Below are 24,348 nucleotides of genomic sequence, written 5' to 3'. Positions count from 1 at the left end.
GGTTTAATTAAAATGAATGCGCCAAAAGCCATGCAGCAGTACAAACAAGTGGACGTTAACTCAACGATCGCCACTGCCTCGCCTCACAAGTTAATTTCAATGCTGATTCATGGCGCGCTTGAAGCTTTCGCCAAAGCGAAAGGTGCTATTGAGCGCAGTGATATAGAGGCACGTGCATTGCACTTGAATAAGGGCAACAGTATTTTGTTGGGATTGCGTGATAACTTGGATCTGGAAAAGGGTGGAGAAGTTGCCGCCAATCTAGACCGTTTATATGTGTACATGTTGGAAACATCCTTACAAACAGGCCGTGAAAACAGTGCTGAGAAAGCACAAGAGATTATTGACTTGCTTCTTGAAATCAAACAAGGCTGGGACGAAATGCCCATAGAATACCGTAACGGCTAGTCACCTATCCATCTCCTCCCTTGCCCCTAGTGCGACTCCGTTGCCTAGGGGCTTTTCTTTGAATCTTCTACTACATCTGTTTGTCAGTGTTTGGATGCAGATCTGAGTTTGATGACTTCTTCTATCGGTAAACCAGAAACATCTGCGATTGTGGCATCGTCCATGTCGGTGCGGCTAATTAAATTATGAGCGATTTTAACTTGGCTCGCTTGCTCACCTTCCATGCGACCTTCCATGCGACCTTCCACGCGTCCTTTTTGTATGCCGCGAATCTCTCCGCGCTGTTCACTCTGGAGGCGTTCTTTTTGTACTAAATTTTCTAAATTCTCAGCTAGCATGTCTCTGTCCTCTATTAAGCTGTTGAGCTTGTCTAGGTTGATCTCTGCACATAGGTACTTCAAGTGGCGCTTGATCCAGCGTCATATCTCGGGATTATCGGGCAGAGAAGAATCTGTCAGTTGGCTCAGTGTTGTAGAGAGGGACCGCTGCCGGGGTGCCATATACGGTGGCAGATGAGCAGTCAGGGATGGCGCAAAGCGTGTCCCTCGGAAGCAGTACCACCACCCCGGAATGGCTTCGGGTTTGGTCAGTTAGTACTGATTGCCCTAGTTTGTAATGGGTCTGAACTTTACTGTAAGTGCGGTATCAATTAAGATGTCCCCTTATTTGTCCTGAATCGGAGGGAGAAACGACATTATGTATGCAATAGCTTTTGATTTGAAGGTGTCTGATCTTGAACAGCACTACTCAGGTAACTCTTACAATAACGCTTACGGTGATATTAAAAAATACTTAGAAACAAAGGGATTTACGCGTCAACAAGGTAGCGTTTATTTTGGAGACCCTGATCAAGTTGATGCCGTAAAGTGCGTTATGGCTGTTAATGCTTTAAGTAATCAATTTCCTTGGTTTAAACAGTGTGTAACCGATATCCGCATGCTACGTATTGAAGAAAATAATGACTTGACCCCTGCTCTTTAAACTTCATGTTGCCTAGGGAGATTTAACATTTTTTACAGTCGTTCGTCAGAGTTTGGATGCAGATTTGAGTTTGGTTATTTCTTCTATTGGTAAACCAGAGACATCTGCGATGGTGGCGTCGTCCATGTCGGTGCGTGTAATTAAATTATGAGCGATTTTAACTTGGCTCGCTTGCTCACCTTCCATGCGACCTTTTTGTATGCCGCGTATCTCTCCACGCTGTTCACTCTGGAGGCGTTCTTTCTGTACTAAATTCTCTAGATTCTCAGCTAGCATATCTCTGTCCTCTATTAAGCTGTTTAGCTTGTCTAGGTTGATCTCTGCACCTAAGTACTTCAAGTGGCGCTTGATCCAGCGAGTGACGATCTTATCAATGCGTTCCTTATTCGGATCTGCTTTAATAATCGCGACAATTCGATCCACTGCACGTTGCAAGTCTTCAAAGCTTTTACCTGCGTTCTCAATTGAAAACATCCCACTTAATGGTGTGCTTTTAAGACCCAAGTCTTCATTAGTATAGCGCCCTTCATCAACCAAGTAATAGCGTAAGTGTGGCTGATAGGCCTTTAAAAAAGCGGGAGGTTCAGGTGTGATCATGTCGAATATATCGTGCTTTGCCGTCCAGCGTTTCGAGCCGTTATATAAAACAATGGGTAAGATGGGTGGTAAGCCTTTCTTTAAAATGGTCTTTTTGTTTTTTAATAGGTGATCATAGAAGCAGGCCACATAATGCAGCAGGCGTATGGGCATTTTGGCATCGGGTTGGGATTGAAACTCCAGTAAGATATAGATGAATATGGGGTGTGTAATGCCGTCCCATGAGACTTCGACAGACCAAACGACATCTTCAAGCTTTTCTTCAAACATGGGAGTGATGTAATTACCACTGTGGATGGACAGGGTTGAGAAATCCATGATCTCAGCGATTTCGACGGGAATAAAGCCTTCAATAAGCTGTTGGACGAACTCAGGGTAGCTAAAGACTTCCTTGTACGCGGTATCGTAGTGCTTTGCCATAATAGACTCCTTTCTATTGGCGTGTTCTACCTTGTATTACAGTCGAAAGTGTATGTTTTCACTCATCAATACTCAAGCACTAGCACTGATTCCTTTCGTCTGTCGTCACATATCAGGATTATCGGAGAGAGAACGCAGGCTCGACACATCTCTCGGTTGGCACCCTTTTCTAGAGGGGTGGTGGTATCGCTTCCGGGGGACCATCTGCCGCCAGGACGGCGGCAGTTGAGCGGTCATGGATGACGCAAAGCGTGTCCCACGGCAGCGGTACCACCACCCCGGACTGGCACTGAGTTTGATCAGTTAGTGCGATTGCCCGGGATTAAACCGTCAAACGATTGACAAAACTCAGATACACGTTACCCTAGTGCGATTCAATTTGCTGAACACTGGGCTATGACGACGTATAATTTTGACGTTTTACTTCTCGATGACGATCCAGAGCGGCGTTTAGCAGTGCAAACCTGCTTAGCGTTTCTGGATATTCACTGTCATAATTTTGACTTTGTCACGTGGTTACAACAGGGCGATACCTTCAATCTCTCCCATATTGGATTGGTGTTGATGGGGTACAGCCGTTTGCCCTTATCGCCCGCTAAACTCATGGCTGCATTAACCGACAAGCAGCATTTAATTCCCAAACTCTTGTTGTGTGAATGGACAGAGTTAGAAACCGATACCGCACGGGATTTAGGTGTACTGGGTTTGTGGTCGCCCCCTTTTCGTTATAAAACCTTAATGGACACCTTGCATCAAGCATCAGTTTGGCGCGAGCGCTCGGTTGCGCAGGAGTTGTGGGCAAAAGACCTAGCGGGGTTTGTTGGACAGAGCCCTAAAATTCGTGAGGTGCGAAGCCTTGTGCACCAGGTGGCGTGTAAAGATGCCAGTGTGATGATTTCAGGTGAGTCGGGTACGGGTAAAGAAGTGATTGCACGCGCCTTGCACGAGCATTCGGATCGGAAGGGTCAGCCCTTTGTCCCTGTGAACTGTGGTGCTATCCCAGCGGAGTTGCTAGAAAGCGAGTTGTTTGGTCATGAACGTGGCGCATTTACCGGGGCGATTAGCAGCCGAGCGGGGCGTTTTGAAATGGCCAATGGCGGCACGTTATTTTTAGATGAAATTGGTGATATGCCTTGCCGATGCAGGTCAAGTTGCTGCGGGTGCTGCAGGAACGCCAGTTTGAGCGGGTCGGGGGCAGCAAGACGATTGAGGTGGATGTACGCATTATCACCGCCACACACAAGCATCTCGAGACCATGATTCACGAGGGCGAGTTCCGTGAGGATTTGTATTATCGTTTAAACGTTTTTCCTATCGAAGTGCCGCCGCTGCGTGAGCGCATTGAAGACCTGCCGTTGCTGATCAATGAACTGGTGCAACGTTTGGCGGCACAGGGCTTAGATCCGATACAGTTTCATCCGGCTGCTCTGGAGTCCCTGCGCTGCCATACCTGGCCAGGTAACGTGCGCGAATTGGCGAACCTGATTGAACGCCTGTCGATTCTGCACCCTAATCGCGTGATTGGTGTCTCGGAGTTACCGCCAAAATTCCGACACTGCCCTGAGCCCAATCCAAATCATTATCTGACACCTGTGAAGGATGAGTGTGTGATGCCATCACCAGTCTTGCAGGCAGCCAACACCGACTCAAAAGGGGTTGAATCCTTGGTGACTGCTTTGCAGTTGCCAGATGAGGGCATCGATCTAAAGTCCTTTTTGGAGCAGCAAGAGCGACAATTGATTGAGCAGGCATTGGATGGCGCAGGCCAAGTGGTCGCGCGTGCGGCGCAACAGTTGCAAATTCGACGTACCACTCTGGTAGAGAAAATGCGTAAGTATGGAATTTCACGAGCATGAGTGAGACAGAGCACGCGTTGCAGGCACGGATAGTGGCCTTGGAGCATGAGGTTGCGGCACTGCAAGAGGAAAAAAAAGCCTTGGCTCGCCTGCGTGAGTTGATTGATTTAATGCCCGGCGGGGTGTTGGTGATCGACAACCGTGGCCGTATTGCGGAGTGTAATCCCGCTGCGGAGCAGTTGCTTGGAACGCAGTTGCAGGATGAGGCTTGGTTGTCGATTATTCAAACCTGCTTTGCACCACGGCCCGATGATGGTCATGAAGTGTCGTTAAAAAACGGCAAGCGCGTGAGTTTGGCGACAGAGGCCTTACCGGATGAGCCGGGGCAGCTGGTGTTTATTACCGATCAGACTCAAACTCGGGATTTGCAAGCACGTTTACATCATTATCAACGTTTATCTGAAATGGGTCGAATGATGGCGTCCTTGGCACATCAAGTGAGGACACCCTTATCCACGGCCTTGATTTATGCATCACATTTGATGTCACCGAGTTTACAAGACGAGCAGCGTATCAAGTTTGCGGGCAAGGTAAAAACGAATCTAACGCATCTTGAACAACAAGTACGCGACATGTTGATTTTTGCGCGTGGTGAAACACGCCTTGATAATCAAGTGACGGCAGAGGCTCTGTTGGTCGCCATTGAAGACTTGCTGGATCAGCCGTTGAGTCAGTACGATGCGGACTGTGAGTTCATCAATCTGGCGGGCGATGTGTCCATTCAATGCAATCTAGAGGCCTTGTTGGGTGCGGTATTGAACCTTGTGAACAATGCGCTGCAGGCAACGGGTCCGGGAGCCGAGCTGAGTATTCGCTTGGCGCAAGAGGAGGGGAGTCTTCGTCTGTCGGTGCAAGATCAGGGGCCTGGTATTGCGCCGGAGTTGCTTGAGCAGGTACAAACACCGTTTTTTACCACTAAAACGCATGGGACGGGCTTGGGATTGGCCATCGCACAAGTTATGGCGAGGGCGCACCATGGCCGTTTTGAGTTGCAATCCGTGCTGGGAGAGGGTACTTGTGCCACCTTTATTTTACCAATTAAAGCTTAGCGCTCAGCGTGAAAGGCAGAAAATGTCAGTGATTAAATTAAAATGGGGTTGCGTATGTCCTTGAAGGTGTTAATCGTCGAGGATGATTTGGGATTGCGTGAGGCCTTGTGCGACACCTTAAGCTTAGCCAAAATTGGCTTTGTCGAGGCTGGGTCAGCAGAAGACGCCCTAGTATGTTTAGAGCATACCCGTGTTGATATGGTCGTTACCGATGTCAATATGCCGGGGATGGACGGCCATCAGTTGTTGGCGCAGATTAAACAACGTTTTCCGTTGCTGCCTGTGGCGTTAATCACCGCCTATGGGCAGGTTGATCGTGCGGTGGATGCCATACGCTCAGGGGCCGTGGATTATTTGATGAAGCCCTTCGAGCCGCAGCAGCTAGTAGAGCTGGTACTGACGCACACAAAAGGCTGGGTGGCTGGTCAGGTGGATACGCCTGTTGCAGAGTCTCCCGCCAGTCAGCATTTGTTGCAGATCGCACAGCGTGTGGCGCAAACTGATTCAACGGTGATGATTACGGGTGAGTCTGGAACGGGTAAAGAGGTGTTGGCACGTTACATACACCAGCATTCTGCACGTGCGCAGGCCCCCTTTGTGGCGATTAACTGTGCGGCAATTCCCGAAAATATGTTGGAAGCGACACTGTTTGGTCATGAGAAGGGCGCATTTACGGGTGCCTTGAGCAGTGTGCCGGGTAAGTTTGAACAAGCCAATGGTGGCACCTTGTTGCTGGATGAAATCAGTGAAATGGAGTTAGGCTTGCAGGCTAAGCTGTTGCGAGTGTTACAGGAGCAAGAGGTAGAGCGAATTGGCAGTCGCAAGCTGATCAAGCTGGATGTACGTGTCCTGGCCACCAGTAATCGACAGTTAGAGCAGTATGTCGCAGAAGGTCGATTCCGCGAAGACCTCTATTACCGCTTAAATGTGTTTCCGTTGCAATGGCTGCCACTGCGTGAGCGTGTGGAGGATATTGTACCGCTGGCGAAGCGTTTGCTCGTTCAACATTGTAAAAAAATGAAGCGTTCATTGGCGAGTTTGAGTGAGGCGGCCTGTGAGCGCTTACAAACCTATGCTTGGCCTGGCAATGTTCGTGAATTGGACAACACGGTTCAGCGCGCGTTGATTTTGCAAATGGGGTCGGTTATTCAACCAGATGATTTGCATATGGGGGTGGCCAGCATTCCAATGCGACACCTTGGCTCAACATCAACACCGTCGCAGGACGTAAAACCCACCCTTGTGGAGCCTACAATCCTTGAGTCATCTACAGGGGGGGCGCTGGATCAGGATTTACGTCAGCATGAAAATCAAATTATTATTGATGCCTTGGTGAGCTTTAAAGGCAGTCGTAAGCTTGCCGCTGAGCATCTAGCATCAGTCCTCGTACCTTGCGCTATAAATTAGCTAAAATGCGTGAGCAGGGCATCAATTTAGAGGATCTATTGTCTTGATGCGGCGCTGTTAGATCATCAGAGCGCGGTTGTTAGCGCTTGCACATTAGTCGAACGGAGGGGATTTATCGAAAAATACGACTTAAGAGAAATTCAATGTAGGTCATTACGTTAGCGCCGTTTTACGCGCATATTCGCGGTCTTAGTTCTATAGTTAAAGATTGGTGAGACCAATGTCTAATTAAGGCCGAGGGTAAGCTTCTGTATAAACGTATTAAAGCCATGCGAATTTTGCGTTAGTCGCAATAAAAACAAAAAAGACAGCGTATCGGGCGGTATAAAAACAAATCTCAAGCTAAGGGCATATACATGAGTGATCAGAACGTTTTTCCGGTAGATCCAGCGTTTGCAGCAAACGCACATATCGATAACGCTAAATACGAAGCAATGTACGAGCAGTCAATTAACGATCCCGAAGCTTTCTGGGGAGAGCAAGGCAAGCGTATTGACTGGATTAAGCCATACACGCGCGTTAAAAACACCTCCTTCGATCCACATAATGTGTCTATCAAGTGGTACGAAGACGGCACATTAAACGTGTCTGCTAACTGCCTAGATCGTCACCTTGCCACACGTGGTGATCAAGTGGCTATTATTTGGGAAGGCGACAATCCCGAAGAAGATGAAAAAATCACCTATCGTGACCTGCATGAGCGCGTTTGTCGCTTTGCCAATGCGCTAAAAGCGCAAGGCATCCAAAAAGGAGATGTGGTTACCCTGTATTTACCGATGATTCCAGAAGCGGCTGTGGCGATGTTGGCCTGTACGCGTATCGGTGCAATACACTCCATCGTGTTTGGTGGTTTCTCACCAGAGGCATTAGCGAGCCGTATTATCGGTGCGAAGTCTAAGTTGGTAGTGACCTCAAATTATTCACTGCGTGGCGGCAAACAAGTGCCATTAAAAGCCAACGTAGATGCTGCGATTGACGAGCACGGTGCCGCTTCTTGCATTGAAACTGTGATCGTGGTTCAGCGCACAACCAAAGACGTTGCTTGGCACGAAAACCGTGACGTATGGTGTCACGAAGTCTGTGCGGCCGCTTCTACTGATTGTCCTCCTGAAGAAATGAACGCTGAAGATCCCTTGTTCATTCTGTATACCTCCGGTTCAACAGGCCAACCTAAAGGCTTACAGCACACCACTGGCGGCTACTTGGTCTATGCGTCCATGACGCATGAGTACATCTTTGACTATCACGAAGGAGATGTTTATTGGTGTACGGCTGACGTGGGTTGGGTAACAGGCCATTCCTATATTGTGTACGGTCCTTTGGCCAACGGTGCGACCACGCTGATGTTTGAAGGTGTGCCAAGCTATCCTGACAACAGTCGTTTTGGTCGTGTAATCGAAAAACACAAAGTTAACCAGTTCTACACCGCTCCAACGGCGATTCGTGCGCTGATGCAACAGGGTGAGGATGTGTTGGGCGATTCAGATCTATCCAGCTTGAAGCTGTTGGGGTCGGTAGGTGAGCCAATTAACCCAGAAGCTTGGACCTGGTACCACCGTATTTTTGGTAAGGGCAAGTGTCCAATCGTGGATACATGGTGGCAGACAGAAACCGGTGGCATCATGATTGTGCCATTACCGGGTGCGACGCCGACGAAGCCAGGCTCAGCGACACGTCCATTCTTTGGTGTTCAACCAGCCCTTGTTGATAATGAAGGCAAAGAAGTTGTTGGAGCAGGTGAAGGCAATCTGGTCATTACAGACTCTTGGCCTGGTCAAAGCCGCAGTATTTTTGGCGATCACGAGCGTTTTGTGCAGACCTACTTCTCAACCTTTAAAGGTAGTTACACCACAGGTGACGGCGCACGTCGCGATGAGGACGGTTACTACTGGATCACAGGCCGCGTGGACGACGTAATCAATGTGTCCGGTCACCGTATGGGTACGGCTGAGGTTGAGTCGGCGTTGGTTGCACACCCAGCCGTAGCTGAGGCTGCGTGGTGGGGTATCCGCACGAACTCAAAGGTCAAGGCATATACGTGTATGTGACCTTGAAAGCGGGCTATGAGCAGTCTGATGAGCTTATGAAAGAGCTGCGTAATTGGGTTCGCAGTGAGATCGGTCCAATTGCATCACCTGACTTAATTCAATTCTCCCCTGGCATGCCAAAAACACGCTCAGGCAAGATTATGCGTCGTATTTTGCGTAAAATTGCTGAAGATGATTTCAGTGCATTGGGGGATACCTCGACGCTGGCTGACCCATCGGTGGTTGATGATTTGATTGAACATCGTTTAAACCGTAAGAGCTAATTAAGCGTTTTGACCTAAATTAACTCCCTCCTGGCTTGGCTAGGGGGGAGTTTTGCGTTTAAAGTGATGCTATTATGCAATCATAAGAAAGCGGGTCTGAGAGAGGAATACCATGCAATTAGCACAAAAGGTTATCATTGCTGACGATCATCCACTGTTTCGCGCAGCTCTGAAACAAGCGGTTATGCAAGCAGTCCCTGGCGTTGAGATCGTGGAGGCTGACTCACTTTCGGCGGTTCAAGGCGCTGCTGAGCAGCATGTTGATGCAGATTTGATTCTATTGGATATCCATATGCCTGGCGCACATGGCTTTTCTGGATTGGTGTTTTTACGTGGACAGCATCCAGGTGTGCCTGTGATAGTGGTGTCGGGTAGTGAAGAACCCCATGTGATGAAACGTGCGATGGATTACGGTGCCTCTGGGTTTATTCCTAAGTCTTCTCCATTAGAGGTGATTTCGGAAGCGATTACACAGGTGTTGGAGGGTGAAGAGTGGTTGCCACAGGAAATCAGCAGTGTCGCGGATTTACCGGAAGAGGACTATAAGTTTGCGTCAGCCTTGGCATCCTTAACGCCACAGCAGTTTAGAGTGCTGACTATGTTGACCGAAGGTTTGCTGAATAAGCAGATTGCCTATGAGTTGAGTGTGTCAGAAGCAACGATCAAAGCACATGTGACAGCCATTCTTCGCAAGCTCGGTGTTCACAGCCGCACCCAAGCGGTGATTGCAGCGCAGCGTTTAGGGGTTGAGCCTGTCAAAACCGATGGGATGTAAAATCCATTGATCTTTGAATAGACCCCTAAGGGGGTCTTTTACGTTATGGCATCAGCCACTTAAGCCAAGGTTAGCTATTCCTCTCGATTTTGAGCAATTAATTTGTTGATCATCGCACGCAGTGCGGCTGGCTTAATGGGCTTGGTTAATAACTGTGCGCCTATCTGCTCAATTTCATCTTTGACGGCTTCGGTTCGATCTGCCGTAATCACAATCGATGGCACAGGTTGGCGCCAAAGTTCACTGAGTTGCTCAAGCGCCATCACGCCCGTATGAACATCGCTTAAATGATAATCGGCCAGAATAATATCCGGTGTAAAATTACGCTCACGAATCGCCTGTTCGGCTGAGTCTGCATTCAGCGCTGTTAAAACGTGGCATGACCAACCTTCGAGCAGGGCGTTCATGCCTTCAAGAATTTTGGGCTCATTGTCAATCACGAGGACATGTATGCCATTAAGTCCTTTACTGCGAATCCAGCCTCGTTTTTCAGGTTTACTTTTCACTTCAAGCGCCGGATCGCCTAAGGGGACGCGCACACTAAATACAGAGCCTTTTCCGGGCCATGAGCGGACGTTAATGTCATGACCCAGCATGCGTGCGATACGCTCCGTGATAGCCAAGCCGAGTCCCAGTCCTTTGACTTCGCTGTGACGAGGGTTGTCGATGCGCTTGAATTCCTCAAAGACCTCTTTGATCTTGTTTTCAGCAATCCCTACGCCTGTGTCCCATACCTCAAGTCGCAAATAGTGTCCCTCGCGTCTTGCTCCTAACAGTACCTTGCCCGTTTTCGTATAGCGCATGGCGTTGGATAAAAAGTTTTGTAAAACTCGACGCAAAAGTTTTGGATCGGAGTAAATCACTTGCTTTGAACAGACGTACCGATACTCAAGGTTACGTTCAGATGCCAGTGCTTTAAATTCGGTGCTTAGGTTATTGATCAAGTTGGACAAGGAAAAATGGCTGGGTGAAGGCTCTAACGCGCCTGCGTCCAGTTTAGAGATGTCGAGAATAGTCGTGATTAGCTCTTCTGCCGCACGTAACGAGCCATCTAGATTTTCGACCAGTTGATTGACATCGGGCTCATAGGTTTTTTGTGCAAGCGCCGAGATAAATAAGCGAGCTGCATTTAAGGGTTGCAGTAAATCATGACTGGCTGCCGCTAAAAAGCGGGTTTTGCCTAAGTTGGCCGCTTCTGCGTCGGATTTGGCTTGACGAAGTTCGTCTTCTATCAGAGCACGTATGGTGTTTTCTTTACGTAACTCTTTGTTGACGACCGAGAGCGCTTGCGTCCGTTCGCGTACGCGTTGCTCTAGATTTTCATTGGTTTCCTGTAGGGCCAATTCCGCAATACGGCGCTCGGTAATGTCTTGATAGAGGGTAAAATAGCCCAATAAATCGCCATGCTCCCCCATATGCGGAATGTACGTCACTTCGGCAAAACGATCACTGCCATCTTTTGTGGGTAACTTTGTTTCAAAGCGCTGTCGTTCACCCGAAAGGGCTTTATCGATATAGTAGCGGCGGTATTCATATTCTTCACGTGTGAGGACGCTGTAGCAAGGGATGCCTGCAACACGGTGACGATCTAAGCCAAAGACGTCGGCATAGGCTTTGTTAATAAATAAGTAACGCATTTGAGGATCTAAGTAGGCAATTAAAACTGGCACGTTGTCGGTGTAAATGCGGATATTTTGTTCGCTCTCACGCAAGGCCTCCTCAATCGCTTTGTGATCGGTAATGTCCATATAGGTGTTGACATAGCCGCCGTTGGGCATAGGATTGCCACGAATTTGCAACACGCTACCATCAGGACGCATCCGTTCGTATGAGTGGGGATTGTTGTCGAGCAGCAAAGCGATTCGTGCTTTGATGTGTTCGTTAATGTCGCCGGGGCCGTATTCGCCTTGTTTGGCATTGTGGCGGAAGACATCTTCGATGGGACGACCAATGCAAATCAACCCATCTGGGTAGTTGAACATTTCAATGTATTTACGGTTCCAAGCGACTAAACGCATTTGTTGGTCAACTACGCTAATGCCCAGTCCAATGTTTTCAATGGTCGATTGCAGCAAGGATCGATTAAAACGCAAGGCTTTTGAGGCTTCGTCTACGATGGTCACGACATCACCAATCATCATGGTTTTACCGCGTAGAGTAGAGTCCATGACTATGCGTGCTGACGAGGCACCGATGGCGCCAGCAAGCATGCGCTCCGTGTATTGAATGAGTTCCGGGCTGGCTTTGTCGCCCGGTAAAGGGTAGTGATCCCCTCGTTGTAGCGCAAACCCTGTAAAGGCATGGCGTGTACGGCTAGCCCCCAAGAAGCGCTCGCTCAGCATTTCTAAGTCTTCAACCGTGACATGCCCAAAGAGTCGAGATTGATCGCTGATGTCTTTATTGTGAACGTTAATAAAGGCGGTCGCTTGAATGCGATCAACCAAGCGGCTACGGGATATGCGCGAGATGAAGATAAAAAAGAACAGGTTGAAGAATAGGCTCCAGAAGACACCATGTGTGAGAGGGTCGAGACCAGTAATGCCAAAAAGTGCGGTGGGCTCTAACCATGAAGGCGTATCAGATGGAATGAGGTCGGTAAGTGCGTACGGGATGTCTAAGGCGGCACGAGTGGTCGGTAGAACCAGTGTGTAGGCCCATAGAATCATACCTGCGATCATGCCTGCCAGTACACCTTGTCGGGTGCCTTCTTTCCAATAAATACCGCCAATAATTGCGGGCAAAAATTGGATCGCGGCCACAAATGCCAATAAACCAAATGAGGCGAGCGAGCGTGATCGCCAAATATTCGGTAGTAAAAATAGGCAAGAATCATTAATCCCAATATCGTGATGCGACGCACACGAAGTAAGAGCGCACCCAGATCGCCCGATTTCGATAAACGTAACCAGCGAATACGTAGTAATAAAGGCATGACAATGTCGTTACAGACCATCGTCGAGAGCGTAATGCTGGCGACGATGACCATGCTGGTGGCCGCCGACAAACCGCCGATAAACGCGAAAACGGCAAGATGTTCCCATCCAGCAACGAGGGGGAGCATGAGTACGTAGGAGTCGGCATCAATTGCGCTGCCCGCAAAAATATCCATACCTGCAACGGCAATCGGTAAAACAAACAGCCCAAGTAAAATGAGGTATAACGGGAAAAGCCAGCGAGCCATTAATAAATGTTTAGGATGGGTGTTTTCAACGACTGTGACATGAAATTGGCGCGGTAAACAAATCACAGCGGCACAGGCAAGCACTGTTTCTGTCAAAAAACTGCCAGCAAAAGGGGATTGAAAGGTTGGGGTGTAACGAATTTGGTCAGAGATCAGGCTGAGCGTGTTCCCTAACCCATCATACAAATAAAAGGTGACAAAAAAACCGACAGATAAAAAAGCCGTTAGCTTGATAATGGATTCAAACGCAACCGCCAGCACCATACCGGGATGATGTTCAGTGGCATCGATATGACGTGTACCAAACAGCACGGCGAAAATCCCCATGAGTAACGCCACAAATAATGCGGTATCACTACCTTTGCTGAGCGCTTCTGTTGCCCCAGGTGCAATCGCGTTATAGCTAAGGGCAACCGCTTTAAGTTGCAGCGCGATGTAGGGCATGGTACCTAAGACAGCGATTAGTGTGACCAGAACAGCAAGGCTTTGGCTTTTTCCATAACGGGAGGAAATAAAGTCGGCGATGGTGGTAATGTTTTGTTGTTTGCTGACGAGAATGATCTTTTCGATCATGCGCCAGCCAAAAATAAACACAAGCACAGGTCCTAGATAGGTGGCTGCAAACTCCCAACCCGTGGTGGACGCTCGACCTACGGCACCATAAAAAGTCCACGATGAGCAATACACCGCTAGCGACAATGAGTAAATTAACGGATGGTTGGCCAGTCGCTGTCCGGTGGAGCTTTTATCACCGTAGTAGGCAATTGCAAACAGTAGAATTAAGTAGGCGACAGAGATAAGTATGATTAATCCGCCAGACAGCATCGCGATATCCTGATATCAAAGTAGAAGGCTAGTGTACCGATAATCCCATAGGATCACATCTAGTTGATTTCAACCTATTATACCATTGTCGTGTTTGACTAAAGGTTTGATCATCGACAATTCGGACGTGTCACGCTCTAGTGTCAGAAATCATTAGGTTTTTTCTGAAATCATCAATTAAATCATTGGTTTCTAGACTAAAGTCGGGGCTTTTCTTTTACGGGTGACCTTTGTTAGATTGAAGCTGTATTTTTCTCAACTCCAATAACAAAAAAATGGAGAGTCACCATGGCAGATGATAAGCAAAATGCAGCTGCATACTGGCAGGCGAACGTTCGCCTTATCACCTGGAGTCTCGTTGTTTGGGCTCTAGTATCGTATGGCTTCGCCATACTCCTTCGTCCTATGTTAGCCGGTATTCCGGTTGGCGGAACTGATCTAGGATTCTGGTTTGCACAACAGGGTTCGATCCTCACCTTTATCGCGATCATTTTCCACTATGCGTGGCGATTGAACAAGCTCGATAAAGAATTTGGTGTCGAGGAGTAAACGGCATGAGTCAATTTGCAATCAATCTTATATTTGTGGGCGCATCCTTCGCTCTTTATATAGGTATCGCGATCTGGGCACGTGCTGGGTCAACAAAGGAATTCTACGTTGCGGGTGGGGGTGTAAATCCCATCACTAACGGTATGGCGACAGCTGCGGACTGGATGTCAGCTGCATCTTTCATCTCAATGGCGGGTTTGATCGCAGCGGGCGGTTACGCTAACTCGACTTTCTTGATGGGATGGACAGGTGGTTACGTGTTATTGGCGATGCTGCTGGCACCTTACCTGCGTAAGTTCGGTAAGTTTACGGTGCCTGACTTCATTGGTGACCGTTTCTACAGCCGTGGTGCACGATTAACAGCGGTTATATGCTTAATCATCATGTCTGTGACCTACGTTATCGGGCAAATGACAGGCGCTGGTGTAGCTTTCTCTCGTTTCTTGGAAGTCAGCTCAGCAGCAGGTATCTGGATTGCAGCGGCAATCGTATTCCTTTATGCCGTATTTGGCGGTATGAAAGGGATTACCTACACTCAGGTGGCTCAGTACGTGGTGTTGATTGTTGCGTACACCATTCCAGCTGTGTTCATTTCTTTGCAAATCACAGGCAATCCAATTCCTCCGTTAGGTTTGTTTGGTACTCATGTTGAGTCTGGCATGCCTCTGTTGGAAAAACTCGATGAAGTGGTACGTGAATTGGGCTTCCGCGACTATACTGCTGACGTTGATAACAAACTGAACATGGTATTGTTCACTTTGTCTCTGATGATCGGTACAGCAGGTCTGCCACACGTTATTATTCGCTTCTTCACTGTACCAAAGGTTGCTGATGCGCGTTGGTCTGCAGGTTGGACTTTGATCTTCATCGCTTTGTTGTACCTGACGGCTCCTGCTGTTGCATCTATGGCTCGTTTGAACCTTGTTAACACTATCTACCCTGAAGGCCCAACGGCTGATGCCTTGGCCTATGCGGATCGTCCAGAGTGGGTGAAAACGTGGGAACAAACAGGTCTGATTCGTTGGGAAGACAAGAACAACGATGGCCGTATCCAAATGTACAACGATGCTAATGCGGCGTTTGCTCCAACGGCACAAGCACGTGGTTGGAACGGCAATGAGTTAACGGTAAACAACGATATTCTAGTACTGGCGAACCCTGAAATTGCGAACTTACCACCTTGGGTAATCGGTTTGATTGCAGCGGGCGGTATTGCAGCAGCACTTTCAACGGCGGCAGGTTTGTTACTCGCGATTTCGTCAGCGATCAGTCATGACTTAATCAAGAATATCATTAACCCGAATATCAGTGAAAAGAATGAGATGATGGCGGCGCGTATCTCCATGGCGGGTGCGATCCTCTTAGCAACCTACCTTGGACTCAATCCACCCGGCTTCGCGGCACAGGTGGTGGCGTTGGCCTTCGGTATTGCGGCAGCTTCTTTGTTCCCTGCATTGATGATGGGTATCTTCTCTAAGCGTGTGAACGACAAGGGTGCTATCGCAGGTATGCTTGCTGGTTTGATCTCTACATTGGTTTACATCTTCACTTACTTGGGATGGTTCTTTATTCCAGGTACGAACATGTTGGCCAATACACCAGATAACTGGTTGTTCGGTGTATCACCTCTGTCCTTCGGTGCCATTGGTGCAATCATCAACTTCGCAGTCGCCTATGCAGTGTCTTTGGCAACTGAGGAGCCACCACAAGAAATTCAGGATCTGGTTGAAAGCGTTCGTACACCAAAAGGTGCTGGCGCTGCTCTTGATCACTGAGCATAATAGAACCTAGCACAGCGCAGGCTGTAAGTTAGGGTCTTCTAAGCGGGCCTCCAAACGGAGGCCCGACTTATTTCAGGAAAGGTTAAGCATGATTTGGACAATAATCGCGATTGTGTTTGCAGGACTAGGTGCGGCGGGGATCGCGTTAATTCTGCGTAAACTGACACGTAATAAAGTGCCAAAGTGGATTATTCCTGTGTTTGCAGGTATAGGGATGTTGGCTTATCAAATTTATTATGAATACGACTGGTTTGATCATCAGCAACAGCGTCAACCTGAGGGGACAGTGGTTGTATCCACAGAAGAGGGGCAGGTGTTTTGGCGTCCTTGGACCTATTGGTTTCCTATGACGATTGCGTTTAGTGTATTGGATACGAATAACATCGCTAAGTCTGAACTGAATGGGATGGAGCTGGCAGAATTTATTCTTTACCGCTTTGAAAAACAACACATTGATCATGTCTCGGTAAAAGCGCACGTGCTGAATTGCGAGACAGCCGAGCTCTTGCCATTATCGTCAGAGCGCACCTTGCAGTTTGAGCGATTACGCGTTTTAGCAAAAGACGATATTCTCTATAGAAGTGTCTGTCACGACTAAAAATTGAGACTAAAGTCAGGCTTTTCTCTTGCTTGTGTCCTTTGTTAGAGTCGAAGGACATTAACAAATGTGTTCTATAATAATTTTACGACTAAGTGCATAGTCCTCAAGCCTTATCCACTGTTGATAGGGTGTTGGTCATACTACAACCACAGAGAAAGCAGCCAAATGTTGCCTGAACATCTCTTATACGGTCTACTCGCCCTAATCAGTGTGTTTGTTATCTATGCTGTGTATAGCTTGAGTCAAGGCCATGCTTCCACGCAGTTTTATATGGCGGGAGGGCGTGTCTCACCCATGACAAATGGTGCCGCCATTGCGGCCGATTGGATTTCAGCTGTGACGTTTTTGTCTCTGATAGGTTGCCTTTTTGTGGCAGGTCAGGAGGCTTTTCTTTACATGCTAGGCTGGAGCATGGGCTTTATCCTATTGGTTGTATTGCTGATCCCTTACTTACGGCGTTTTGGTCAAGCCACTGTGCCGGGCTTTATGCTTAAGCGCTATCAATCTCGTTGGATTTGTGTGATGGCTGTTCTCACCAGTGTTTTGATTGCACTTTTCTACTTGGCGGCTCAATTGCGAGGAATGGGTATCGTGTTTTCACGCTTCCTGCAGGTGCCCATCACAACCGCTATTCTGTTTGCTGTCATATTATTGATTTTTTACGCCATTATGGGTGGAATCAAAGGTGTGACCTATACACAAGTCATTCAATTTTCTGTTTTGATTTTTACCTTTATGGTGCCGGCCTTTTTTCTTGGCTTTCAAGTGACTGGGCAGTTTTTTCCCCAGACGTTGCCGTTTGCTGAAGTCGGGGATCAGGGGCGAGTCTTCGATTGGTTTGAACGACTTAGAGTGGATGTGGGCTTGGATGCATTTGTATCAACGCATGTATTGTGGTTTGAAAAAGGTCTATTGGTGCTGCTACTGGCCTGTGGTACGGCTGCTTTGCCCCATTTGATTATGCGTTTTTTCTCGGTGGGAACACCACGGGAAGCCCAGTTGTCCGGAGGCTGGGCACTGTTGTTTATTGTCTTTTTTTATTCCGCTATTCCGGGTGTTGGGATGGTGGGAGGCGCACAGTTTTTACATACAGTGAAAGAGTATGATGGCGAAGGTTTGTATGCGGCGGCAATGCCTGATTGGGTTGAAAAATGGCAGATGACGGGATTGCTGGAGTGGCAGGATGATAATCAAGATGGACGTGTGCGCTATGCGCAACCCGATGACACACTGGGTCAGCTGAGCAGTGAGTTGTCGTTGGATGCGGATGTAATGGCGCTTGTTTTCTTAGAGGTTGCCTCTCTCCCTTCTTGGGTGATTGCTTTGTTAGCATCAGGGGCTTTAGCGGCGGCATTAGCCTCCGCTGCGGGCGTTTTGATGGCTGTATCGATATCCGTGTCTCGTGACTTGATGAAAAAATGTTTCACGCCGCAGATGACGGATAGGCAAGCATTGCATCTAGTGCGTTGGGTGTCTGCAGGTTTGGTTGTCTTAGCGTCGGTCTTTGCCATTTTTCCGCTTGGGACCTTGATTGAGACCCTTGCTATTGGATTTATAGTCTCGGGTGCGGTGTTGTTCCCTGCGCTTGTGTGCGGTGTGTACAGTCAGCGAATACATGCAAAAGGTGTGTTCGCGGGTATGTTGTTCGCATTGTTGCTGATGTTGGGTTTTCTCATCGTCACACGTGTATCGCTTTCTATAGGTGCGTATTGGCCTTATTCATTCGCAACCTTTGGAGGAGTGGCCTTGTTATCGAATTTCTTGGTTAGTGGCGTTGTATCGTATTTAACACAGGCCCCAGATGATTTGGTAGAACAGAGGATGGCCAAAATGAGGGTGACCTCATCACCTTAGCGTTGCAGGGATTACAGTATTGAACCAACCCTTAACAATAACAACGGAGTAAACAATGCCTGACTCATTCAAAATGGATAATTTGCCGTTCAGCTTACTTGATGAGCGAGAACAGGCTTTGCTTCGCAGTCACTTAGATATTACCTATTTTCAGAAAGGTGAAACCATCATTGAGGCAGGAACAGCGCCAGAGGGGTTGTATGTCATCTTAAAAGGCAGAGTGGGTGAGAGTGATTTGGGCGAGACCTTGGCTACAGGAGAGGTTGTTAGCTCGAACGTCTTTGTTCACTATCAGGATGAAGATTATTTTGGTGGTTGGTCAGCGCTAAATGGCAAAGCGATTCATAATTTTATTGCCGTTGACGAAACTATTTGCCATTTATTGCCGACTAAAACGCTCTTAGAGCTCATATCAAGCAATCATTTATTTGCTGATTATTTCCAACAAAATCTGACGGCTAAGCGTGAAATTGTCGCTCAACATGGCCAGAGTCAGGACATGGCTGAGTTTATGTTGGCTCGGATTGATGACGGTACGATACGCGAACCGTTGATCGTATTGGAAGGAACCTCAATTTTTGAAGCGACGCGCTTGATGCGTGAAATGAAAGCCGATTGTGTGTTGGCTAAGAAGGGCAATCGATATGGGATGGTAACAGGAACGGATCTCTTGGATGCGGTGGTCATCAATCAGCTACCTCTTGATTCAGACGTTTCCGATATCGCGAGCTATCGCTTGATTACCATCGATCCCCAAGACTACTTGTTTAATGCGCTGATTATGATGACACAACAGCAAATAGAGCGTGTTGTGGTCATGAAAGATGCTCAGGTGTTGGTTGGAATTGTAGAGCTTACTGATGTTTTGAGTCATTTCTCAAGCCATTCTCACGTCATTGGATTGCGAGTTGAGCGTGCGCAAACCATTGCTGATTTACGAGATGCCTCCCGAGGGTTGACGGAGCTTATCAAGGCCTTGATTTCAACGGGCGTGAAAATACGGTTTACCATGGAATTGTTGGCGGCCATGAATGGACGCATTTTGTCAAAGCTGTTTGATTTAACCATTCCTCAGGATATGCGCCCCCATGTGTGTTTAATTGTGATGGGGTCTGAAGGGCGTGGCGAGCAAATAATGAAAACGGATCAAGACAACGGTCTTATTTTCCGCGATGGGCTGGAGTGGCCTAAAATGCATGAGGTGATGAAGCAGTTTAGTGAAACATTAATGACATTTGGCTTCCCACCTTGCCCAGGCAATATTATGGTATCAAACCCTGAATGGGTGAATTCAACGGAGGCTTGGGCGAATAAGTTGTCACGTTGGAGTCAAAAATTTGACGGTGAGTCGGTCATGAAGCTGGCTATCGCGGTTGATGGTAAGCCTGTGGCTGGCAACGTGGCATTATTTAAAGTGGCTCGTAATGCATTTTTACGCAGTATTCGCAATAACGAAATATTTTTCTCGCATTTTGCTAAAGCCTCATTGGATTTTAATACGCCTCTCACTTTTTTTGGCAAGTTAAAAGACAAGGGGAGTTTGGATATTAAAAAAGGAGGTGTTTTTCCAATTGTACACGGCATTCGTACCATGGCACTTGAACATAAAATTCTTGAAACCAACACCTTTAAACGTATCGAGTTATTGATAGAGAAAGGTGAGCTGCCTAAGGCGTTAGGTGCTAATTTGTCTGAGGCCTTGTCATTGTTTGTTCAGTTGCGCTTGAAGCAACAAATCGATAGGGTTGAAGCGAGTGAGTCGGGTGTGGATGATACCCCGAATGCTATCGACTTACAGAAACTAAATAAGCTAGAGCGTGAGCTGTTGCGAGACGCCTTGAGTATTGTTAAAGATTTTAAAAAGTTTCTTACCAATCGTTATCATATAGGGACCTAACCCAATGATCCTTCCACGTATGATTAGACGCCTAAAAGACCGACGTGATCACAAAGACAGTGAATATGCGCATTTGTTTGAGCCGTATAAGGGTGATGAAATTGTGTCCCTAGATTGCGAAACGACGAGTTTAGATGTCAAAAAAGCCGAAATACTATCCATTGGAGCGGTCAAAATTAAAGGACGTAAAGTCATTACGAGTGATCGATTGGATATTAAATTAAAGCCACCTGCGTCCTTGTCAAAAGACTCTATCTTGATACATAAAATCCGAGCCAGTGATTTGGTGGATGGTATTGAGATAGACGAAGCGCTAGAGCAAGTTTTACAGTTTGTGGGTAATCGTCCGATTTTGGGCTATTATGTCAATTATGACATACGTGTCTTGGATAAGTTTATCCGTCCTCAATATGGGTTTGGCTTGCCGAATAAGGCCATTGAATTATCCCATGTTTATCACGACATTATTAAGTGGAAGTCTGTGGGTGGGGAAATTGATCTGCGCTTTGATACCATCTCAAAAAAATTGGATATTCCGATTTTACAGCGTCATACAGCGCTTGGAGATGCGATTACGGTGGCGTTGATGTATGTTCGCTTGAAGCACGGCTCCCCGCCTTCGGTCGCGTAGATAGCCTCTCGTTTTTTTGACACATTTCAAAACAGGTCGGTTGGCCTGTTTTTTGCATTCTAACCTGTGTTGCGCCACTCTTTGTGAGAAAGTGACAAAATACCGTCATTGGTGGGGTATATTTGTTTGTGTTGTGGCGTAAATTTTTTATAATGTCAAAAAAATGCCGTAAATGAGTGGGGTAATTGCATGATTGAGCGCACCGATATTACAAGTGTATTGTCACAGATGCGTTCTCTGCGTGCGGAAATGCAAGCAGGGGCGCAACAGGTTGCATTGCCATCGATAGGGCAGCTAAACACAGAGTCGGTTAAACCGACGGACCGTTCTGGTTTTGGTGCCTTACTCAAGTCGGCGGTTGATTCCGTTAACCAGCAGCAAAAAACCGCAAATGTGATGCGTGAGGCTTATGAGCGAGGGGATGCAGGTGTTGACCTGCCTCAGGTCATGATTCAAGCGCAAAAAGCATCGGTTTCCTTTGAAGCCATGACACAAGTTCGTAATCGTTTGGTGTCTGCCTACGAAGACATTTCCAAAATGCCGATTTAATAGAGCTTGACTAAATGGAAAATACAGCAGGATCACTGACGTCAAAAGGCGGACTGATGGCGGGCTTTAATAGTCTCGGCATTTTGCGTCAGTTGGGGTTGATGGTGGGTCTTGCAGCTAGCATTGCCATCGGCTTTTCAGTCGTACTCTGGTCCCAAAAGCCCGACTATCGAGTGCTTTATTCGAACCTTAGCTTTGCAGATGCCAATGAGGTCATCGAGCAGTTACGCATGAGCAATATTCCATATCGCTTTGATGCGGACGGTCGTGCGATTTTGGTGCCTGAATCCCATGTCCATAATGCCCGATTACGCTTAGCAGCGGATGGTTTTTCCGCAGACCGAACGGTGGGGTTTGAGCTTTTAGATGGTGATCAGGGGCTTGGCACCAGTCAATTCATGGAAACAGCGCGTTACCGTCGGGGTCTTGAGGGTGAGTTAGCAAGAACCATCTCCAATATGGTTGCCGTTAGAGCGGCTCGAGTGCATTTAGCCATTCCGAAAGACACCGTTTTTATTCGAGATCAACGTAAACCCCGAGCATCGGTATTCTTAGAGCTGACCTCAGGACGTCAACTGGAACGAGATCAAGTGGCGGCGATAGCTAACTTTGTCGCATCAAGTATTCCTGAGCTTGATGTAAAAGATGTCACCATTGTTGATCAGCGTGGGCGCTTGTTGAATATTCGCGATGCCGATACCGATGTTGTGTTGGCGGCGCGGCAATTGGAATACACGCGTCAGGTTGAGGATACGCTGGTTAATCGTGTGAACAGTATTTTGCAACCTGTAGTCGGTATGGGCAATTTTAGGGCCGAAGTGTCGGCTGATGTTGATTTTACCCAGGTTGAACAAGCCAGTGAAATGTATAACCCGGATTTGCCCGCTTTACGAAGCGAACAGACGCTGGATGAGCGACGTGCTGCAGGCGAGCCAGCGGTCGGTGTTCCGGGAGCATTATCGAATCAACCACCAGGACCTGTTGCCGTTCCAGAGGTGGTTGGAGCTGATGGCCTTGGAGCGGGTGGTGCAGGATCCGGTACCAGTCGTAATCAGGCGACACGGAATTTTGAGTTAGATCGGAGCATCAGTTATACCCGTCATCAAATGGGGGGGATTAAACGCTTATCCGTTGCTGTGGTGGTCGATGATCTCGTCAGTATTAACCCTGAAACAGGTGAGACCGTTCGGACGCGTTGGAGTGAAGAAGATCTGCAGCGTCTTCGTCAGTTGGTGCAAAACTCAGTAGGCTTCTCGGCATTAAGAGGTGACAGTGTTGATATCATTAACTCCTCCTTTGTAGCTCCTGATCTATTTGAAGTGGATGACGTGCCTTTCTGGAAAGAGGATTGGTTTTGGAGTTTGATTAAGCAAGCACTGGGAGCCGGATTTGTTCTTCTGCTGGTTTTTGGCATTTTGCGTCCAGTATTAAAGCATTTGACAGCGGTCGGTGAGGCGAAAAAAGACTTAGAATACGGCCCCGTAGGGGCTGTTTCCGCTGAGCTAGACGGCTTAGATGCATCGGGCATGGCTGAAGATCGTGTGACCTTTGGCGGAACAGAGCCAGGGGGGATTAATGGATCGAGTGAAAATTTTGAGTTTCAGTTAAATGAAATTCGCAGTATGGTGGCAGAAGATCCTGCGCGCGTGGCTCAGGCGATAAAACAGTGGGTGATTGAGCGTGAGTAACGACCTAACCGATATTGAAAAGGCAGCGATTTTGCTCATAAGTTTGGGCGAGAGCGATGCAGCTGAAATACTTAAGCATCTTGGTCCTAAAGAGGTTCAGCGTATTGGAGAGGCCATGTCGCGTCTGGACAATATCCCACAATCGAAAGTGGAAAGTGTCGTGAGTAACTTTCTTGAAGTGGTGAGTGATCAAACGGGAATCGGTATTAATAATGATCGGTATATCCGCGCGATGCTGAACCAAGCGTTAGGAGAGGATAAAGCCAAGACACTGATTGATCGAATTTTATTTACGACAAACACGTCGGGGTTGGATACTTTGCGTTGGATGGATCCACGCCAAGTCGCAGAGTTGATTCGTTTTGAGCATCCACAAATTCAGTCAGTTATTGTGTCCTATCTGGAGCCTGATCAAGCGGCGAGTGTATTAAGCTATTTTGATGAAAACGTGCGCTTAGACATAGTGATGCGTGTTGCGGCGATGGATCAAATACAGCCTCAAGCCTTGCAAGAGTTGAATGATATGCTGGAAACGCAGTTCTCTGGTCCGCGCTCAACCCAGCTGGCGAAGTTGGGTGGCATTAAGTCAGCTGCCGAAATTATGAACTTCATCGATACGCAGATTGAGGTTGAACTGATGGAGTCTATGCGCAGTGTGGATGAAGTGCTGGCGGATCGTATTCAGGATTTAATGTTTGTGTTTGACAATTTGATTGACGTAGATGATCGTGGTATTCAGGTATTATTGCGAGAAGTGCAAACCGATATGCTGATCATTGCGCTTAAAGGTGCTGATTCTGGTTTGCAAGAAAAAATCTTTAAAAACATGTCGAAGCGTGCGGCTGAATTATTACGTGATGACCTAGAAGCAAAAGGCCCTGTTAGAATTTCGGAAGTAGAAGCCGCTCAAAAAGAAATTTTAACGATTGCAAGGCGTTTGGCAGATGATGGCGAGATCAATTTAGGTAGTGGCGATGATATGGTGTAA

At 47.6% G+C, this 24,348-nt stretch carries 17 protein-coding genes and 3 pseudogenes; 17 read left to right on the top strand and 3 right to left on the bottom strand.

All coding sequences use genetic code 11. The annotated features are described in order from the left end of the window. The first annotated feature begins 12 nt into the window (after window positions 1–12). Complete coding sequence (gene fliS, locus D791_RS17015; protein WP_036514195.1) at window positions 13–408, top strand: flagellar export chaperone FliS; 396 nt, start codon at window positions 13–15, stop codon at window positions 406–408. A gap of 83 nt (window positions 409–491) precedes the next feature. Here the strand turns inward: fliS and D791_RS20465 are convergent, their stop codons facing one another. Beyond that, the gene (locus D791_RS20465) at window positions 492–746 is read right to left on the bottom strand and encodes a hypothetical protein (RefSeq protein WP_237748696.1); all 255 of its coding nucleotides are present in this window, start codon (window positions 744–746) and stop codon (window positions 492–494) included. A 358-nt stretch (window positions 747–1,104) separates the two neighbouring features. On the opposite strand from D791_RS20465, the gene D791_RS17005 reads away from it, so the two are divergent. Beyond that, on the top strand, window positions 1,105–1,389 hold the full coding sequence (locus tag D791_RS17005) for a virulence factor (RefSeq protein WP_036514193.1): 285 nt from the start codon (window positions 1,105–1,107) through the stop codon (window positions 1,387–1,389). 45 nt (window positions 1,390–1,434) lie between these two features. Here the strand turns inward: D791_RS17005 and D791_RS17000 are convergent, their stop codons facing one another. Then, window positions 1,435–2,406 (bottom strand): Rpn family recombination-promoting nuclease/putative transposase, encoded by a 972-nt coding sequence (locus D791_RS17000; RefSeq protein WP_036514191.1) that lies wholly within the window; start codon window positions 2,404–2,406, stop codon window positions 1,435–1,437. Between the two features lie 396 nt (window positions 2,407–2,802). Here D791_RS17000 and D791_RS16995 point away from each other — a divergent pair. The 6 genes and pseudogenes from D791_RS16995 to D791_RS16975 all read left to right on the top strand — a co-directional run. Continuing rightward, window positions 2,803–3,924, top strand: a pseudogene (locus tag D791_RS16995) (sigma 54-interacting transcriptional regulator); the annotation flags it as partial. A 92-nt stretch (window positions 3,925–4,016) separates the two neighbouring features. Then, window positions 4,017–4,262 (top strand): helix-turn-helix domain-containing protein, encoded by a 246-nt coding sequence (locus D791_RS22220; protein ID WP_475097261.1) that lies wholly within the window; start codon window positions 4,017–4,019, stop codon window positions 4,260–4,262. Then, a complete protein-coding gene (locus D791_RS16990; RefSeq protein WP_036514189.1) occupies window positions 4,259–5,311 on the top strand; it encodes a sensor histidine kinase in 1,053 nt (350 codons plus the stop codon). Before D791_RS22220 ends, D791_RS16990 begins: the two co-directional genes overlap by 4 nt. Window positions 5,312–5,365: 54 nt before the next feature. Further along, a complete protein-coding gene (locus tag D791_RS16985) occupies window positions 5,366–6,718 on the top strand; it encodes a sigma-54-dependent transcriptional regulator (protein WP_337588685.1) in 1,353 nt (450 codons plus the stop codon). Between the two features lie 356 nt (window positions 6,719–7,074). Beyond that, window positions 7,075–9,029 (top strand): annotated as a pseudogene (gene acs, locus D791_RS16980) (acetate--CoA ligase). 112 nt (window positions 9,030–9,141) lie between these two features. Then, a complete protein-coding gene (locus tag D791_RS16975) occupies window positions 9,142–9,804 on the top strand; it encodes a response regulator transcription factor (RefSeq protein WP_036514187.1) in 663 nt (220 codons plus the stop codon). Window positions 9,805–9,878: 74 nt separating this feature from the next. Here the strand turns inward: D791_RS16975 and D791_RS16970 are convergent. Next, window positions 9,879–13,810 (bottom strand): annotated as a pseudogene (locus D791_RS16970) (hybrid sensor histidine kinase/response regulator). A gap of 288 nt (window positions 13,811–14,098) precedes the next feature. Here D791_RS16970 and D791_RS16965 point away from each other — a divergent pair. The 9 genes from D791_RS16965 to fliG all read left to right on the top strand — a co-directional run bounded on the left by D791_RS16965 (window position 14,099) and on the right by fliG (window position 24,348). Continuing rightward, window positions 14,099–14,359 carry a DUF4212 domain-containing protein gene (locus D791_RS16965; protein WP_036514185.1) on the top strand — a complete coding sequence of 87 codons (261 nt, stop codon included), beginning with the start codon at window positions 14,099–14,101 and terminating at the stop codon, window positions 14,357–14,359. A 5-nt stretch (window positions 14,360–14,364) separates the two neighbouring features. After that, window positions 14,365–16,134, top strand: coding sequence for a sodium:solute symporter family protein (locus D791_RS16960; RefSeq protein ID WP_036514183.1), 1,770 nt, complete (start codon window positions 14,365–14,367; stop codon window positions 16,132–16,134). A gap of 94 nt (window positions 16,135–16,228) precedes the next feature. Continuing rightward, the gene (locus D791_RS16955) at window positions 16,229–16,738 is read left to right on the top strand and encodes a hypothetical protein (protein WP_036514181.1); all 510 of its coding nucleotides are present in this window, start codon (window positions 16,229–16,231) and stop codon (window positions 16,736–16,738) included. Window positions 16,739–16,906: 168 nt separating this feature from the next. After that, entirely contained in the window at window positions 16,907–18,595 is a 1,689-nt protein-coding gene (locus D791_RS16950) for a VC_2705 family sodium/solute symporter (RefSeq protein WP_036514179.1), read from the top strand. A 55-nt stretch (window positions 18,596–18,650) separates the two neighbouring features. Continuing rightward, the gene (locus tag D791_RS16945; protein WP_036514177.1) at window positions 18,651–20,492 is read left to right on the top strand and encodes a DUF294 nucleotidyltransferase-like domain-containing protein; all 1,842 of its coding nucleotides are present in this window, start codon (window positions 18,651–18,653) and stop codon (window positions 20,490–20,492) included. Between the two features lie 4 nt (window positions 20,493–20,496). Next, window positions 20,497–21,123 (top strand): 3'-5' exonuclease, encoded by a 627-nt coding sequence (locus D791_RS16940; protein ID WP_036514175.1) that lies wholly within the window; start codon window positions 20,497–20,499, stop codon window positions 21,121–21,123. 189 nt (window positions 21,124–21,312) lie between these two features. Then, window positions 21,313–21,672, top strand: a complete 360-nt coding sequence (gene fliE / locus D791_RS16935) for a flagellar hook-basal body complex protein FliE (protein ID WP_036514172.1) — start codon at window positions 21,313–21,315, stop codon at window positions 21,670–21,672. 14 nt (window positions 21,673–21,686) lie between these two features. Then, window positions 21,687–23,360, top strand: a complete 1,674-nt coding sequence (gene fliF / locus D791_RS16930) for a flagellar basal-body MS-ring/collar protein FliF (protein WP_036514170.1) — start codon at window positions 21,687–21,689, stop codon at window positions 23,358–23,360. Further along, window positions 23,353–24,348: a flagellar motor switch protein FliG gene (fliG, locus tag D791_RS16925; RefSeq protein WP_420329359.1), complete on the top strand. Its 996-nt coding sequence runs from the start codon at window positions 23,353–23,355 to the stop codon at window positions 24,346–24,348. Before fliF ends, fliG begins: the two co-directional genes overlap by 8 nt.

Origin of the sequence: Nitrincola nitratireducens (genome assembly GCF_000585235.1) — a bacterium.
GTDB classification, from domain to species: Bacteria; Pseudomonadota; Gammaproteobacteria; order Pseudomonadales; family Balneatricaceae; genus Nitrincola; species Nitrincola alkalisediminis.
Note: the sequence above shows the minus strand (reverse complement) of the source record. Positions and strands in the feature narration are given on the sequence as shown.

What these genes read in the sequence shown, in the direction of transcription:
- D791_RS22220 (WP_475097261.1), top strand. Translation starts at nt 4,017, where the DNA reads ATGCCATCACCAGTCTTGCAGGCAGCCAACACCGACTCAAAAGGGGTT.
- fliS (WP_036514195.1), top strand. Translation starts at nt 13, where the DNA reads ATGAATGCGCCAAAAGCCATGCAGCAGTACAAACAAGTGGACGTTAAC.
- fliF (WP_036514170.1), top strand. Translation starts at nt 21,687, where the DNA reads ATGGAAAATACAGCAGGATCACTGACGTCAAAAGGCGGACTGATGGCG.
- D791_RS16975 (WP_036514187.1), top strand. Translation starts at nt 9,142, where the DNA reads ATGCAATTAGCACAAAAGGTTATCATTGCTGACGATCATCCACTGTTT.
- D791_RS16950 (WP_036514179.1), top strand. Translation starts at nt 16,907, where the DNA reads ATGTTGCCTGAACATCTCTTATACGGTCTACTCGCCCTAATCAGTGTG.
- D791_RS16945 (WP_036514177.1), top strand. Translation starts at nt 18,651, where the DNA reads ATGCCTGACTCATTCAAAATGGATAATTTGCCGTTCAGCTTACTTGAT.
- D791_RS16990 (WP_036514189.1), top strand. Translation starts at nt 4,259, where the DNA reads ATGAGTGAGACAGAGCACGCGTTGCAGGCACGGATAGTGGCCTTGGAG.
- D791_RS16955 (WP_036514181.1), top strand. Translation starts at nt 16,229, where the DNA reads ATGATTTGGACAATAATCGCGATTGTGTTTGCAGGACTAGGTGCGGCG.
- D791_RS17005 (WP_036514193.1), top strand. Translation starts at nt 1,105, where the DNA reads ATGTATGCAATAGCTTTTGATTTGAAGGTGTCTGATCTTGAACAGCAC.
- D791_RS16985 (WP_337588685.1), top strand. Translation starts at nt 5,366, where the DNA reads ATGTCCTTGAAGGTGTTAATCGTCGAGGATGATTTGGGATTGCGTGAG.
- fliE (WP_036514172.1), top strand. Translation starts at nt 21,313, where the DNA reads ATGATTGAGCGCACCGATATTACAAGTGTATTGTCACAGATGCGTTCT.
- D791_RS16940 (WP_036514175.1), top strand. Translation starts at nt 20,497, where the DNA reads ATGATCCTTCCACGTATGATTAGACGCCTAAAAGACCGACGTGATCAC.
- D791_RS17000 (WP_036514191.1), bottom strand. Translation starts at nt 2,406, where the DNA reads ATGGCAAAGCACTACGATACCGCGTACAAGGAAGTCTTTAGCTACCCT.
- D791_RS20465 (WP_237748696.1), bottom strand. Translation starts at nt 746, where the DNA reads ATGCTAGCTGAGAATTTAGAAAATTTAGTACAAAAAGAACGCCTCCAG.
- D791_RS16960 (WP_036514183.1), top strand. Translation starts at nt 14,365, where the DNA reads ATGAGTCAATTTGCAATCAATCTTATATTTGTGGGCGCATCCTTCGCT.
- D791_RS16965 (WP_036514185.1), top strand. Translation starts at nt 14,099, where the DNA reads ATGGCAGATGATAAGCAAAATGCAGCTGCATACTGGCAGGCGAACGTT.